The following is a 14,613-nucleotide window of genomic DNA, read 5'->3' as shown; positions in this document are numbered from 1 at the left end:
GTAGAAGCGCAGGTTATCGGCCACCGCCGACGCGGGCAAATCCGCGGACAGCAGCTTCTTCGCCGAATCGGTATTGCCGAGCACGCCGTACGCGAACGCGAGGTTCTGGCGCGCCTGCCACGGCGCGGACGGCAGCCCGGCGACGTCGAGCAGCACGTTCACGCCTTCGCGCGGCCGGTTGCTCAGCACGAGCGACAGCCCGAGGTCGACGCGCAGCCCCTGCGCGTCCGGGTGCGCGCGCAGCGCGTCGCGATACACGACCTGCGCATCCGCATGACGCCCCTGCAGGTCGAGCACGGTGCCGAGCCCTTCCGCCGCGAGCGGATGGTTCGGCTGCGCGGCCAGCAGGTCGCGATAGCGCTGCGCGGCTTCGTCGAGACGCCGCTGCCGCAACGCGACGCGCGCGAGCCCGAGCCGCGGGCCGAGTTCCGCGGGCGCCTGCCGCTGCGCCTCGTCGTAGAGGATCCGCGCGCGCTCCAGGTCGCCCGCGCGATAGTTGACGTCGCCGAGCCCCAGGCGCGCCGCGAGCGATTCGGGATGCTTCGCGAGCACCTTCTCGTACAGCGTCGATGCGAGATCGACGTTGCCGCCGGCGAGCGCGCTGTCCGCGATGCGCAGCTCGGCCTGCGGGTCGTCGCTCTTGTGCGACAGCACCGGCCGCGTCTGGATGCCCGGCGCGCAGCCGCCGGCCAGCACCGGCAGCACGGCCGCGAGCGCGAACGCACGTACGACGGATCGTGTCATCTGAATACCTCGAGCAGGCGAATCGCCGCCGGGCCCGCCGCGATCAGGCACACCGTCGGCAGGATGAACAGCATCATCGGCAACGTGATCTTCGGCGCCAGCTTCGCGGCCCGTTCCTCGAGCGCGACGATCTGCTCGGTGCGCTCGGTGCGCGACAGGGTGCGCAGCGCCTGCGTGATCGGCGTGCCGAAGCGCTGCGATTGCGTGAGCGTCGTCGCGAGCGAACGCGCCGACGTGAAATCGACGCGCGTCGCGAAATGCGCGAGCGTCGCGGACACGTCGCCGCTCAGCGTGAGCTCGTCCGCGCACACCGTCAGCTCGTCGGCGAGCGGCGGGCAGATGCGCGACAGTTCGTGCGCGACGCGCCGGATGCCCGACGCGAGGCTGTTGCCGGCCATCGTGCAGATCACCAGCAGGTCGAGCGCGTCCGGAAAGCACGCGGCGATGAGCCGCCGCCGCCGCCGGATCATCGCGCCGAGCACGTATTCCGGCACGATCACGCCGATCACGAACGCGGCGACCATCGCCAGCGCCCGGATCACGAAGTATTCGCCGAAGCGCGGAATCAGCGGGCTGAACACGATCGCGCCGCATGCGAACAGCACGCCGCAGCTCAGCTTGATCCCGATCATCGACGACACCGCGCGGCGCTCGCGAAACCCCGCGCGCGTCAGTTGCAGGCCGAGCTTCACGCGCTGCATCGGGTCGAGCACCGGCAGCCGTTCGCCCAGCTGCGCGAGCCGGCGCGTCAGATCCTGGCGAACGCCGCCCGGCTGCAGCCACCCCGTCACGGGTGCCGGCGGGTGCTGCCCGGCAGCCTGCCGCACACGCGCGGCGATCCGCTGGCGGGTGCCGCCGCCGGGTCTGCCGAGCGCCGCCGCGACACAGGCGAGCAACAGCAGCAATTCGAAGCCGCGGGCGGCCAGCATCGACATCGTCATCGCGCGGTATCCAGTTTCGAGATCTTGCGGATCACCAGCAGGCCGACCGTCAGCAACCCGGCCGCAATCGTCAGCATCGTGTTCCCCGCGTGCGTCGAGAACAGCAGCATCACGTAGTCGCGGTTCACGAGGAACAGCGCGCCGATCATCACGAACGGCACCGCCGAAATGATGTTCGTCGTGATGCGCCCCTCGGCGGTCAGCGCGCGGGTCTTCAGGCGGATGTCGCGGCGCGTGCGGATGATGCTCGACAGCTCGTCGAGCGTTTCGCCGAGGCTGCCGCCGGTCTCGCGCTGCAGCAGCAGGTAGACGGTGAAGAACGAGAAGTCCGCGATCATCAGCCGGTCCGCCGCCTGCGTCAGCACATCCTTGAGATCCGCGCCGACGCGCAGGCTGTCGCCCATCGAACGGAACGTCGCGCGCACCGGCTCGGCCGCGCCGTCGCCGACCATGCCGATCGCCTGCGTGACCGGAATGCCCGCGCGCACGGCCCGCACGATCACGTCGATCGCGTCCGGGAACGCTTCGAGAAAGCGCACCCGGAACCGGTCGACCAGCGCGCGGTAGCTGGCGCGCATCGCGACCAGCGGCAACCCGGCATAAATCAACGGACGCAGGAAGTCCGGCGGCCCGATCAGCTTCACCGCGACGATCGCCGCGATCGCACCGGCGATCGTGCTCGCGACGACGATCCTCACCCCGCCCTTGCCGCCGACCGCGCGCACCCGCGTCACGCGGCGTTGCAGCCATGCGCGCAGGCGGCCTTGCCGGCGCTCGAGGTTGAACAGCGCGACGCCGGGCGCGGCGGACGCGTGCCCGACGTGCCCGGCGAGCGACGGCGACAGCTTGCGCATCCGTGCGCGGATGCGCTGCGCCGGGTGATGGCTCGCGCGATCGAACAGCGACGACAGCACGAGCCCGATCGCGAGGATCGTCACGAACCCGCCCACCGCGAACAGGTCGGCGGCCCTCATTGCCGGAAGACCTCGGCGAGCGCATCCTCGACGCCGTAATACGCGGCGCGCGCCGCAAATCCCGGCCGCAACGGCGATGCCTCGAACACGCCCTTCACCGCATCGCGCGTCGTGTCGCCTTCCTGGCGGAACACGAACAGGTCCTGCGTGATGACCACCTCGCCTTCCATCCCGACGATCTCGGTGATCCGCGTCACGCGCCGCACCCCGTCGCGCATCCGCTCGATCTGCACGAACAGGTGCACGGCGCTCGCGATCTGGCGGCGGATCGACAGCAGCTGCAGGTTCGCGTTCGCCATCATGACCATGCTCTCGAGCCGGCTGATCGCGTCGCGCGGCGAATTCGCGTGAATCGTCGTCATCGAGCCGTCGTGCCCCGTGTTCATCGCCTGGAGCACGTCGAACGCCTCGGGGCCGCGAATCTCGCCGAGGATGATGCGGTCGGGCCGCATCCGCAGCGCGTTGCGCACGAGATCGCGCTGCGAGATCCCGCCGAGCCCCTCGGTATTTTCCGGGCGGGTCTCGAGGCTCACGACGTGCGGCTGCAGCAACTGCAGCTCGGCGGCATCCTCGATCGTCACGATCCGTTCGTGCTGCTCGATATGCTGCGACAGCGCGTTGAGCAGCGTCGTCTTGCCCGAGCCGGTGCCGCCCGAGATCACGATGTTCAGCCGGCACGCGCACGCGACCTTCAGCACCTGCAGCATCGGATGCGAGATGTTGCCCTGCTGCGCCATCCGCGCGAGCGTGATGTCGCGCTTCGCGAACTTGCGGATCGAGATCGATGGCCCGCGCATCGCGATCGGCGGCAGCACGACGTTCACGCGGCTGCCGTCGGCGAGCCGCGCATCGACCATCGGGCTGCTCTCGTCGACGCGCCGCCCCACCGCCGCCGCGATCCGCTGCGCGACGCTCGCCACGTGCGCGTCGTCGCGGAACTTCAGCGACGTGAGCTCGAGCCGGCCCGCGCGCTCGACGTACACCTGGTCGGGCCCGTTGACGAGGATGTCGGTGACCGTGTCGTCGGCCAGCAGCGGCTCGATCGGCCCGACGCCGAACATGTCGTTCAGGATCGCATCGACGATCAGCACCTGCTCGCCGGCCGTGATCTTCAGGCGCTCGCGCTCGACCGTGTGCGCGGCCACCTGCTCGATGCCCGCGCGCACCTCGTCGCGCGTCTTCATCAGCGCCGCCGACATGTTCATCGACGTGAACACCGCGTGGCGGATCGCATCGAACTTGCTCGACCGGATCAGCGCCTCGTGGGTATCGGCCGCCACGGGCGCACGCGCCGATGCCGACGCGGGTGCCGGTGCTTCCGCCGGAGCCGGCGCCGGTGCCGGCTCGTGCGCCACGGCGGGCGTCGCGGCCGGCACGGGCTTCGCCGGCGGCCGGTTGCGGGTACCGAACGTCACGATCCCTTCCTCCACTTGACGAGCCGCGCATACCACGGCTCGGCGACGGCCATCGGCTCGCCGGTGATGCCGTTCGCGAGCTGCCGGATCTGATCCACGAAGCCGTGCCGCTTCGCGCCGTCGATCGGCTCGCCGAGATTCTCGGCGACGGCGAGCGTCTGCGGCTCGTGCGGCAGTTCGTGCAGCGGCGCGCCGCCGAACGCCTCCTCGAAATCGACCGGCTCGACGCGGCCCGCGACGGGCGCGAGCGGGTTGTTCAGCACCATCGACAGCAGCCGCTCGCCGGGCAGTTCCCGCACGAAGCGCACGAGCCGCGCGGCCTCGTATGCGGCATGCACCGAGCGGTCGACCACGACATGGACGAGATCGGACGCGACGAGCGCGTCCTCGAGCAGCTTGCCGGCGCCGCTCCCGACGTCGAACAGCACGTAGTGGAAGCGGTCCTTCAGCATGTCGACCAGGCGCGCGACGGCCTCGTCGCCCACCGGGGTGTCGGCGCCATACGCCAGCTCGGCGGACAGCACGTGCAGCCGGTCGCCCTTCGTGACGAACATGCGCTCGAACAACGCGTCGTCGGGGCGCTGCCCCATGTTCAGCAGTTCGATCAGCCCGTTGTTGCTGGACAGCCCGAACATCGAGTTCGCGCCGCCGCCATGCAGGTTCAGGTCGACATAGGCCACGCGGCGGCGCTTCTCGCCCGCCAGGAAGCGCGCGAGGCTCACCGTGATCGTGGTCGCGCCGACGCCGCCGCGGGCGCCGACGAAGCTGACGACCTTGCCGGTACGCGCCTGGACGACCGATTCCGTGGCCGTCAGCGCGCGCCGCATCAACTCGACGGTCAGCGGCTTGACGATGTAGTCCTGCACGCCGATGCCGAGCAGGTTGCGAAACAGCCCGACGTCGTTCTGCGTACCGATCGCGATGACGCGCACCGACGGGTCGCACACGTCGGCGAGCCGCATCAGGTCCGACACCGGCAGCACCGAATCCGACACGTCGATGACGAGCTGGCGCGGCGAACGCTCGTACTGCTGCAGCAGCCGGATCGCATCGTCGCAGGTGCCCGCCTGCAGATGGGTGCGCGTGATCGACAGCTCCTGCGCGACGCGGCGTATCACGTCCTCGCTGCCCGGATCGGCGACGACCGCGACGAGATCGGCCGCCCCCGCGGACGCGGCGCGCCGGGTGTGCTGGCGATCGAGGAGATTCATGGGCGGCATCGTGATGGCATCCGGGTCGGTTCAATGGCCGGGCGAGCCGGTCGTCAGCGTCTTGCCGGGCGTCGGCTGCTTCACGCGGTCCTCGACGTAGCGGCGCACCGCGTCGGCCGCGGCCTGCGCGTCCGCGCCGCCGTACGGCACGGGCGCGACGAGATCCTCCGGCCGCGCGAGCATCGCCGCGAGGTTCGAGTAGGTCGCGCAGCCGAACGGCACACCGGGCCGCGCGTACCCCGCGTCGACGAGATGCGACGGCTGCATCAGCGTCGCGCAATCGGGCGGCACCGCGCGCGCGCCGTCGAAGCCGATCGTCCGCGCATCGGGCAGGTTGACCGGCGGCGGCGCCGACAGGCAGCCCGCGAGCCCCAGCGGCAGCAGTGCGGCAACGATCGATCGGGTTCGCATGGGCGCGCCTCCGGTTCAGTACACGAAGCCCGCGGCGCCGACGAGGCGCGGCGTATCGCCCGACAGCAGGTCGAGCCCCAGGTTGCGCTGCACCGCGAACTCCAGGTCGCTGCTCGGCCGCGCGACCGTGTCGATCGCCTGCTCGAGCTGGCCGGGCCCGGCCGGCTGCACGATGTACGGCGTGACGATGACGACCACCTCGGTCTTGTTGTCCTGGAAGTTCTTCGACGAAAACAGCCGGCCGATGATCGGCAGCCGGCCGAGCCCCGGGATCTGCGACACGGTGTCGGCCGTCTGGCTCTGCAGGAGCCCGCCGATCGCGAAGCTCTGCCCGCTCGACAGCTCGACCGTCGTCTCGACGCGCCGCACCGTGAGCCCCGGCACCTTGACGCCGCCGGTCGTCACGCTGTTGTTCGCATCGACCTCGCTCACTTCCGGCCGCACCTTCAGGCTGATCCGGTTGTCGGCGAGCACGGTCGGCGTGAAATCGAGCGACACGCCGAACGGCTTGAACTCGACCGTGATCGCGCCGGTCGACGAGCCGGCCTGCGCGACCGGGATCGGAATCTCGCCGCCCGCGAGGAAGCTCGCGGTCTCGCCGGACATCGCGGTGAGGTTCGGTTCGGCGAGCATCGTGATCAGGCCCTCCTGGTCGAGTGCGTCGAGCACCACGTCGATCGACCAGCGCCCCGCGCGGAACCCGCCGAGCACCGAGAACGCGCCCGTCGGCGACAGGTTGAACAGGCTGGTCGTCGGATCGAACAGCGTGCGCCCGTTGAACAGCCCGCCGACGAAGTTGCCGGCCCCGCCCAGCGAGCTCCAGTTGATGCCGAGCTGCTGCGTGATGTTGCGGCTCACCTCCGTCACCCGCACGCGCAGGTTCACCTGGATCGGGCGCGACAGCGTGAGCCGGTTGACGATCTTTTCCTTGTCGTGCAGGTACGGCGTGAGCGACTGCATCACGGCGTCGGCGTCGGCCGCGCTCGGCACCTTGCCCGACACCATCAGCGAGCCCGGCGCACCGGACACCGACAGCTTCAGTTGCGGGAAGCGGCTGTCGAGCACGCCCTGCAGCGATGCCGTGTCGACCTGCACGATCACCGTCTTGCGCAGGATCGGACGATGGTTCGCGCCGAGCGCGATCAGCGTGGTCGTGCCCGCCTTCTTGCCGAACACGAATACGGTACGCGGCGACGGCACCTGGATGTCCGCGATGGCCGGATCGGCGACGAACATCGCGGTTGCGGGCTCGGGCAGCGACAGCAGTTCCCCCTTGCCGGTCGCGATCGACAGCGCCGCGCCCGCGTCCGGCGCCCGCGCGACCTGCGCGGCGGCGCCCCCGGACGCGATGCCGCAGGCCAGGCCCAGGAAAGCGATCCAACGAACCATGCGCACCATGCGTGTTCCCGTCAAATGCCGGCCGCCGGACGGACGGCCCGAATCGTCAATCCGTCACTGCACCGTCGCTCCCGGCGGCGGCGCACCCGCCTGCGCCGCGACATTGGCACCGCCCGGTGCCGCGGGCATCGCCGGCCACGACGGCAGCCCGGACGGCAGCGGCGGCAGGCCCGGCGTGCCGGTTCCGCCGCCGTGCGATCCGTCGTCGACCGACGAACCGCGATAGATCACGACGGCGTTGTTCCGCCACGCCGGCCGCGCGCCCGCATCCGTCCCGGCGGACGGCTCGCGTGCGGTCTCGCGCGCCGCGCGCGACACGTCGCCGGCCCATACCGGCTGGGTATCGGCCTCCTGCTCGTCGCCGCCCGCCGGCTGCCGCCGGTCGCTCGTCGCGAAGCTGCGCAGCGCGAGCGACAGCGAGCCGAGGCGGGTCGCCACCAGCACGACCTGCGCGGTGCGCGGCGCGACCTCGAGCGTGACCGTGCGCGCACGCGCCGTCGCGTCCGGCGCGCTCGCGGGCGCCTTCGCTCGCTGGAATTCGGAACCGACCGCGAGCACGCGCGCGCGCCGCACCACCGTCTCCGCTTCGAACGTGCCCGGCGACGTCGCCGAGCCGCCGATCTGCTGCGTCAGCAACACGTCGACGAAGTCGCCCGGCTGGATCAGCCCCGCGTTGCCCGACACGTCGTCGACCGGCACCGAGATCGCGCGCATGCCGGGTTGCAGCGCGGCCGCGAGAAAATCCGGCGCGCCGGCCGGAATCACGTTCTCGACGCGAATCGGCGCGCCCGCGCCCACGTGGTTGCGCAGCAGCGCGCCCTTCAGGTCCGCGCCCGGCTGCGACTCGACGAACGCGCCGGCCGGCACCTGCGCGCGCGGCATGCGTTTCCACGCGAGATCGTTGTCGCGCAGCAGCAGCCCTTCCGGCAGGTCGGCGGCGGCGACCCGCACGCGCGCCTGGTCCGTTTCGGCGGGCACCGACGGCGTCGATGCGGCGACGTAGAGTTCGCGCAGGATGAACGCACCGATGCCGGCGGCAACGACGAGCACGGCCATTCTCAGCGGTTTGGGCATGGCGGCGTGCGTCCCCCGGGCTAGGTAAGCGAAACCGTGTGTGGAAACGACGCCCAGACGGCCAGCGTGCCGCCGAGCGCGAGCGCCACGCCGTACGGCACGCCGCGCGCGTCGATCGCGTGCACCGGCGTGGCGCGCCGCGACCGCGATACCAGCAACGCGACGCCGCACAGGGCACCGCCCGCGCCGACACTCGCCAGCACCGGAAACACCAGTGCCGGGCCGGCCCACAGGCACACCGCCGCCGCCAGCTTGACGTCGCCGCCGCCGATCCAGCCCGCGTGACGCATCGCGCCGAACAGCACCAGCGTCGCCGCGCCGATCGCGACATGCCCGGCCAGCGGCGCGAAGCCGTCGCGCGCGAGCGCCGCCGCGACGAAATACAGCGCCGCGAACACGAGCACCACGCGATTGGACAGCCGCCGGTCGCGCAGATCCTGCGCGGCGAGCGAAGCCAGCAAGACCGTGGCCACCGACTGCACGAGCGTGAGCATGGGAGAGCCGTCCGTCGACACGCACCGGCCGCGGATACGTTCTACCGCTGCGGATCCCGGTGTTCGTCGGTGGCGCGCGGGTTCGGCGGATCAGATCAGGCTCGTCACCTTGTTGATCAGCGTCGTGAATATGCTCGGCAAGCCGCCGGTGTTGCTGCTGAGGATCACGCCGACCGCCGCCAGCGCGACCACGACGATGCCGGCCAGCACTGCGTATTCGAGCGAGCTGACGCCGCGTTCGTCACGCAGCAGGGACTTGACGTATTGCAGCATGGCAACCTCCGTGTAACGGGTCGGTGACCGACCGTTGAACGCAAAGACGCACCCTTGCTCCGGCGGTTGCGCAGGACCTTCGCCCATTGCGATGCGTGCGGGCGACCCTGGCACTGGGCCGTTCGCATCCCCCGGAATACTCTCGATCACGACAACACGCGGCGCGCAACGATGACTTCGACCGTTGCATGCCCGCATCCATGGTGCGGTCTTCCCGCACGATGCAACCACGCTGATTCGTCTAGGGTATAGACAATTTTTCAGGCGAATTCAAATGATTTGGCGTCGGAGTGCATTTATGGATTTCATGCTGCAACGATGAATGCCATATCACTCATTTGCCTTCATTTTTCTCGCGGCATTTCGCATGGTTCACGTATCGGAACAGGCATTGCCACTGTTGCGGCGCATGATTTTCCGGCCGGCCGCCGAACCGTTTCCATTCGATTTATCAGCATGCCGGATCGATCGAAAGCGGCTCGCTTCTCCTTGTCCGGCCTGACTTCCCGGCAAAATTGACCGGCCCGCATCGCATTTCCCCGATTACCGGCCTCCGTCTTTCCGCCCGGATTCGGCCAGCGACCCTTACGCGAATCCATCCACGTCGCCATTGCGATTTTCAAATCGACGATTGCCCGATTCGGCATCCGGCCGCAATCGACATGATGGGAATCCTGAATGAATCTCCAATGCATGTGAATGCGGTTCTCCGCCGCAAAGAACGGAACGCGCGGCGCGGCAACCCGCAAGGCGGCGATAAGCATAGTTCAAATCGTTTCTTGTCCGGCCCCGGCACGTCATCGAGAATGCCCCGACGGGCTGCGGCCCGGCCTTGTTCCTCAACGTTCCGGACCCGTCGATTCATGCTTCCACTGCGCCTGCTGCGATCGCTGTTCATTGCGTCCCTCATTGCGTTGCCGGCCGCCGCCGCGCACGCCGACAAGCCCGCCACCATCCGCATCGGCGTCGCCCAGCAAGGCGCCGGCGATCCGCCGACGTTCGGCGGCTCGAGCGCCGCCACCGCGCAGTTGCAGCAACAGGTCGAAAAGGAGTTCGCGGCAGACGGCATCAAGGTGGAATGGCTGTTCTTCAAGGGCGCGGGGCCTGCCGTCAACGAGGCGATCGCCAACAAGGCGCTCGACTTCGCGTACCAGGGCGACCTGCCCGCCGTGCTCGCGCGTGCGAACGGGATCAAGACGCGCCTGCTGCTCGCCGCGAGCGTGCGCTCGGGCGTCAAGATCGCGGTGCCGCCCGACTCCACGATCCGCTCGATCAAGGACCTGAAGGACCGCCGCGTGTCGATCTTCCGCGGCACCAACCTGCAGCTCGTCGCCGACAACGCACTCGCGAAAAACGGCCTCGGCGAACGCGACCTGCGCGTGATCAACCTCGATGCCGCGAGCTCGCTCGCCGCGCTCGCGTCGAAAGGCATCGACGCGTCGGTGGGCGACTACCAGCTGTACAAGCTGCGCGACGCGGGGCTCGCGAAGATCATCTACGAATCGCAGAACGACGGCCCGCAGTTCACGCGCCAGACGCACCTGCTCGTGCTCGACGATTTCGACCGCGCGCATCCGGACATCGTGCAGCGTGTCGTCACCGCGATCGTGAAGAGCGCGCAATGGTCGTCCGACGAGGCGAACCGCGACGCGCTGTTCAAGCTGTGGGCAAAGAGCGGCGTGCCGGTTTCGTCGTGGCAGGCCGACTACGCGAACCAGCGCCTGAAGGACCGGTTGTCGCCGCTGATCGATCCGTTCTTCGTCGCGCGCTACAAGTCCGTCGCGCAGGATGCGCTCGCATTGAAACTGATTCGCCAGCCGGTCGACGTCGACGGCTGGTTCGAGCCGAAGTATCTCGACAACGCGCTGCGCACGCTGAAGCTCGAAAACTACTGGCAACGATACGACGCGGCCGGCAAGCCCCTTTCCTGACCCGGACTTCCCCGATGAGCGACACCGCGTTTTCCGTCCCGTCATCCGACACTCGCCCGCCCGCCGCGCTCGCCGCGCAGCCGCACCCGGCGGCACACGTGAAACGGTGGTCGTGGCGGCTCGCGCCGTGGCTGCTGCCCTCGCTGCTGTTCGCGCTGTGGAGCGTCGGCAGCGCGCGCGGCTGGATCGCGCCGCAGATCCTGCCGCCGCCGGAACGCGTGTTCGACGCGCTCGCGGATCTCGCGACGAGCGGCGATCTCGTGCGCCACACGCTGATTAGCCTGCAACGCGTGCTGGTCGGGTTCGCCGCCGGCACGCTGCTCGGCTTCGCGACCGGCGTCGCGCTGGGCCTGTCGCGCACGCTGGAAGCCTACGTGCTGCCGAGCTTCAACGCGCTCGTGCAGATTCCGGTGCTCGGCTGGCTGCCGTTCCTGCTGCTGCTCGTCGGCGTCGGCGAACCGCTCAAGTACCTGCTGATCGCGCATGCGGCGCTCGTTCCCGTCACGCTGAGCACGCTGCAAGGGTTTCGCCAGACCCCGCCCGCGCTCGACGAAGTCGCGCGCGTATTCGGCTACACGCGCCGCCAGCGCATCGTGCACGTAGTGCTGCCCGCCGCGATCCCGACGCTCGCGACCGGCGTGCGGCTCGCGTTCACGAAATCGTGGCTCGCGCTCGTCGTCGTGGAGCTCGTCGCGTCGTCCGAAGGGCTCGGCTACCTGATCGTGTACGGGCGGCAACTGTTCCAGCTCGATCTCGTGATGGCCGCCGTGATCGTCGTCGGGGCGGTCGGCCTGCTGATCAACCGGCTGCTCGACGCGCTCGAGGCGCGCCTGCGCCGCGGCGTGCCGTCCGCCTTCCGGGGCTGAGCCACACACGATGCCTGCCCTGCCCGCGCAACCGAAGGAGATTCTCCCGTGACGCATTCCGCTTCGCCGGACGCCGCACCGCCGGCCGCCACGGCCGCCCGCCGCCTGCGTGCGCCCGACTGGCGCGGCTTCGTCCTGCCGCTCGTCGCGCTCGCGCTGTGGTGGGCCATCGCGTCCGCGCACCTCGTGAACAGCGGGCTGCTCGTCGGCCCGGCCGACGTGTTGCGCACCGCATGGGCGCAAGCCACGAGCGGCGCGCTCGGCCGCGCGCTGTCCGCGTCGCTTGCGCGCGAAGCCTGCGGCTTCGCGATCGGCGCGGCCGGCGGGCTGCTGCTCGGCACCGCGCTCGGGCTGTCGCGCCTCGCCGCGCGGATGGTCGGCCCGAGCTTCGACACGTTCAAGCAGATCTCGCTGTTCGCGTGGATTCCGCTGATTTCCGTATGGTTCGGCCTCGGCGACGTCGCCAAGGTCGTGTTCCTGTCGCTCGCCGCGCTGCTGCCCGTTGCCGCGCACACCTGCGACGGCATTCATGCGGTGCCGCGCGCGTATGTCGACGTCGCCCGCGCGCTGCGCTACTCGCGGCTCCAGCTCGTGCGCCACGTGATCCTGCCGGCCGCGCTGCCGTCGATCTTCACCGGGTTGTATCTCGGCCTGATCTATTCGTGGCTCGCGACGCTCGGCGCCGAATACCTGCTGGTCGCCGGCAGCGGGATCGGCAACACGCTGATCGACGGCAGCGAGCAGTTCCGGATGGATCTCGTGCTGTTCGGAATCATCGTCGTCGGCGTGACCGGCTGGGCCCTGAACGCGATCGCACGCGCGATCGAGCGCAAGGTGCTGGCCCGGCGCGGCGACCTGCCGCGCTGATCGCCCTTTCCTTCCCCCTTCCTCAGACCTGCCATGACGACCCTCGCCTCCGATTCGCTCGACATCCTCCACGTGAGCAAGCACTACGCGCAACGCGGCGCCGCGCTCGCCGTGCTCGACGACGTGTCGCTGCACGTGCGCGCCGGCGAGTTCGTCACGATCGTCGGCGCGAGCGGCTGCGGCAAGTCGACGCTGCTGCGCCTGATCGCCGGGCTCGACACCGACTACGCCGGCGAGATCCGTGCCGGCGCCGAGCGCGTACGCGACACGTCGCTGCAACGCGGGATCGTGTTCCAGGATCACCGGCTGTTCCCGTGGCTGACCGTCGCGCAGAACATCGAGGCCGCGCTGCGCAACGCGCCGCTCGACGCGGCCGCGAAGCGCCGCGCGGTCGCCGATCACGTCGCGCTCGTCGGGCTGAACGGCTTCGAGCATGCGTATCCGAACCAGTTGTCGGGCGGGATGGCGCAGCGCGTCGCGATCGCACGCGGCCTCGTGAACCGCCCGCGCGTGCTGCTGCTCGACGAGCCGTTCGGCGCGCTCGACGCGCAGACGCGCGCGCGGATGCAGAACGAGCTGCTGCGCATCTGGGAACAGGAGCGCATCACGATGATCCTCGTCACGCACGACGTCGACGAAGCCGTGTATCTCGGCGACCGTGTCGTGACGATGGCGCCGCGCCCGGGCCGCATCGAGCGCATCGTCGACGTCGCGCTGCCGCGCCCGCGCCGGCGGGATTCACCGGAATTCGCGCGGCTGCGCGACACCGTGCTCTCCGGTTTCGACGACGGCGAACCGCCGGGCGACGATCACCCGCGCGGCAAGCGTATCGACCCGCCGCGCCCGCACCGGATCGGCGAATGGCGGCTTGCGTGGTAGCACGCATGGCGCTCCGATTTGCTCAGCACGACGACGCATATCGATCGTCGCCGCGCGCACGCTAAGGTTGTGACGATTCATCGGTTCCGGTTGCGCACGGTCCCTGCTTGAATGGAGACTCGACCGACCCGACTCCAGGAGACTCCCGATGTCCGAAGTCCAGCACGCCGCTCACCCGTCTTCGCATGCTTCGCACGCCGCGCCGCGCACGGCCGCCACCCCGCTCCAGCTTCGCCAGGTCGCCGGCCGGATCGGCGCCGAGATCGCCGGCGTGCGGCTGTCGGGCACGCTCGACGACGCGACGTTCGACGCGATCCAGGCCGCGCTGCTGCGCCACAAGGTGCTGTTCTTCCGTGGCCAGCACCACCTCGACGACACCGCGCAGGAAGCGTTCGCACGCCGCTTCGGCGAGACTGTCGCCCACCCGACCGTGCCGTCCGTCGACGGCAGCGCACACCTGCTCGAACTCGATTCCGCACACGGCGCGCGCGCCAATTCGTGGCACACCGACGTGACGTTCGTCGATGCGTACCCGAAGGTCTCGATCCTGCGCGCGGTCGTGATTCCGCCGTTCGGCGGCGATACCGTGTGGGCCAACACGGCCGCCGCCTACGCGAACCTGCCCGACCCGCTGCGCGCGCTCGCCGACACGCTGTGGGCGCTGCATACGAACGCGTACGACTACGCGTCGACGCACGTGCATGCCGACGACGCTCAACTGAAGCGCTACCGCGAAGTGTTCACGTCGACCGTCTACGAAACCGAGCACCCGGTGGTGCGCGTCCATCCGGAAACCGGCGAACGCACGCTCGTGCTCGGGCATTTCGTGCAGCGGCTCAAGGGGCTGTCGGCGCAGGATTCCGCGCACCTGCTGCAGGTATTCCACGAGCATGTGACGCGTCTCGAGAACACGGTGCGCTGGAACTGGCAGGAAGGCGACGTCGCGATCTGGGACAACCGCGCGACGCAGCACTACGCGATCAACGACTACGGCGATGCGCGCCGTGTCGTGCGCCGCGCGACCGTGCACGGCGACGTGCCGGTCGGCATCGACGGCCGCCGGAGCGTCGTGCTGAAGGGGCCGGGCGCGACGCTGCAATAACGCCCGCGTCACGCGGCGGCGCCGTTCCGTGCG

16 protein-coding genes are annotated in these 14,613 nt (G+C 69.9%); 5 read left to right on the top strand and 11 right to left on the bottom strand.

Features of this window, described 5'->3' with window-relative positions; genetic code table 11:
• The 11 genes from ABY44_RS16940 to ABY44_RS16890 all read right to left on the bottom strand — a co-directional run.
• Positions 1-744: tetratricopeptide repeat protein (locus ABY44_RS16940; protein ID WP_431641424.1), on the bottom strand; the 744-nt coding region annotated here is incomplete at its 3' end.
• Entirely contained in the window at positions 741-1,685 is a 945-nt protein-coding gene (locus ABY44_RS16935) for a type II secretion system F family protein (protein ID WP_060173193.1), read from the bottom strand. The genes ABY44_RS16940 and ABY44_RS16935, both read right to left, overlap by 4 nt.
• Complete coding sequence (locus ABY44_RS16930) at positions 1,682-2,659, bottom strand: type II secretion system F family protein (RefSeq protein WP_059694223.1); 978 nt, start codon at positions 2,657-2,659, stop codon at positions 1,682-1,684. Before ABY44_RS16930 ends, ABY44_RS16935 begins: the two co-directional genes overlap by 4 nt.
• Positions 2,656-4,074 (bottom strand): CpaF family protein, encoded by a 1,419-nt coding sequence (locus ABY44_RS16925; protein WP_060173192.1) that lies wholly within the window; start codon positions 4,072-4,074, stop codon positions 2,656-2,658. Before ABY44_RS16925 ends, ABY44_RS16930 begins: the two co-directional genes overlap by 4 nt.
• Complete coding sequence (locus ABY44_RS16920) at positions 4,071-5,294, bottom strand: AAA family ATPase (protein ID WP_060173191.1); 1,224 nt, start codon at positions 5,292-5,294, stop codon at positions 4,071-4,073. The genes ABY44_RS16925 and ABY44_RS16920 overlap by 4 nt, the downstream gene beginning before the upstream one ends.
• 21 nt (positions 5,295-5,315) lie before the next feature.
• Positions 5,316-5,696, bottom strand: a complete 381-nt coding sequence (locus tag ABY44_RS16915; RefSeq protein WP_021164087.1) for a CpaD family pilus assembly lipoprotein — start codon at positions 5,694-5,696, stop codon at positions 5,316-5,318.
• A 15-nt stretch (positions 5,697-5,711) separates the two neighbouring features.
• Positions 5,712-7,094 (bottom strand): type II and III secretion system protein family protein, encoded by a 1,383-nt coding sequence (locus ABY44_RS16910; protein WP_021164088.1) that lies wholly within the window; start codon positions 7,092-7,094, stop codon positions 5,712-5,714.
• Between the two features lie 54 nt (positions 7,095-7,148).
• A complete protein-coding gene (gene cpaB, locus ABY44_RS16905) occupies positions 7,149-8,168 on the bottom strand; it encodes a Flp pilus assembly protein CpaB (protein ID WP_059694219.1) in 1,020 nt (339 codons plus the stop codon).
• Between the two features lie 20 nt (positions 8,169-8,188).
• Complete coding sequence (locus ABY44_RS16900) at positions 8,189-8,662, bottom strand: A24 family peptidase (RefSeq protein ID WP_060173190.1); 474 nt, start codon at positions 8,660-8,662, stop codon at positions 8,189-8,191.
• Between the two features lie 90 nt (positions 8,663-8,752).
• Complete coding sequence (locus tag ABY44_RS16895; RefSeq protein ID WP_027791205.1) at positions 8,753-8,935, bottom strand: Flp family type IVb pilin; 183 nt, start codon at positions 8,933-8,935, stop codon at positions 8,753-8,755.
• A 344-nt stretch (positions 8,936-9,279) separates the two neighbouring features.
• Positions 9,280-9,699: a hypothetical protein gene (locus tag ABY44_RS16890; RefSeq protein ID WP_155637939.1), complete on the bottom strand. Its 420-nt coding sequence runs from the start codon at positions 9,697-9,699 to the stop codon at positions 9,280-9,282.
• 99 nt (positions 9,700-9,798) lie between these two features.
• On the opposite strand from ABY44_RS16890, the gene ABY44_RS16885 reads away from it, so the two are divergent.
• The 5 genes from ABY44_RS16885 to ABY44_RS16865 all read left to right on the top strand — a co-directional run bounded on the left by ABY44_RS16885 (position 9,799) and on the right by ABY44_RS16865 (position 14,580).
• Positions 9,799-10,866, top strand: a complete 1,068-nt coding sequence (locus tag ABY44_RS16885; RefSeq protein ID WP_027791204.1) for an ABC transporter substrate-binding protein — start codon at positions 9,799-9,801, stop codon at positions 10,864-10,866.
• Between the two features lie 14 nt (positions 10,867-10,880).
• On the top strand, positions 10,881-11,732 hold the full coding sequence (locus ABY44_RS16880) for an ABC transporter permease (RefSeq protein WP_060173189.1): 852 nt from the start codon (positions 10,881-10,883) through the stop codon (positions 11,730-11,732).
• A gap of 48 nt (positions 11,733-11,780) precedes the next feature.
• Positions 11,781-12,599, top strand: a complete 819-nt coding sequence (locus tag ABY44_RS16875) for an ABC transporter permease (protein WP_060085028.1) — start codon at positions 11,781-11,783, stop codon at positions 12,597-12,599.
• Between the two features lie 33 nt (positions 12,600-12,632).
• Entirely contained in the window at positions 12,633-13,478 is an 846-nt protein-coding gene (locus ABY44_RS16870) for an ABC transporter ATP-binding protein (protein WP_060173188.1), read from the top strand.
• Positions 13,479-13,626: 148 nt separating this feature from the next.
• A complete protein-coding gene (locus ABY44_RS16865; RefSeq protein ID WP_021162896.1) occupies positions 13,627-14,580 on the top strand; it encodes a TauD/TfdA dioxygenase family protein in 954 nt (317 codons plus the stop codon).
• Positions 14,581-14,613 lie beyond the last annotated feature (33 nt).

The sequence above is a fragment of the Burkholderia sp. ZZQ-2 genome, from assembly GCF_050768715.1.
GTDB classification, from domain to species: Bacteria; Pseudomonadota; Gammaproteobacteria; order Burkholderiales; family Burkholderiaceae; genus Burkholderia; species Burkholderia cepacia.
Note: the sequence above shows the minus strand (reverse complement) of the source record. Positions and strands in the feature narration are given on the sequence as shown.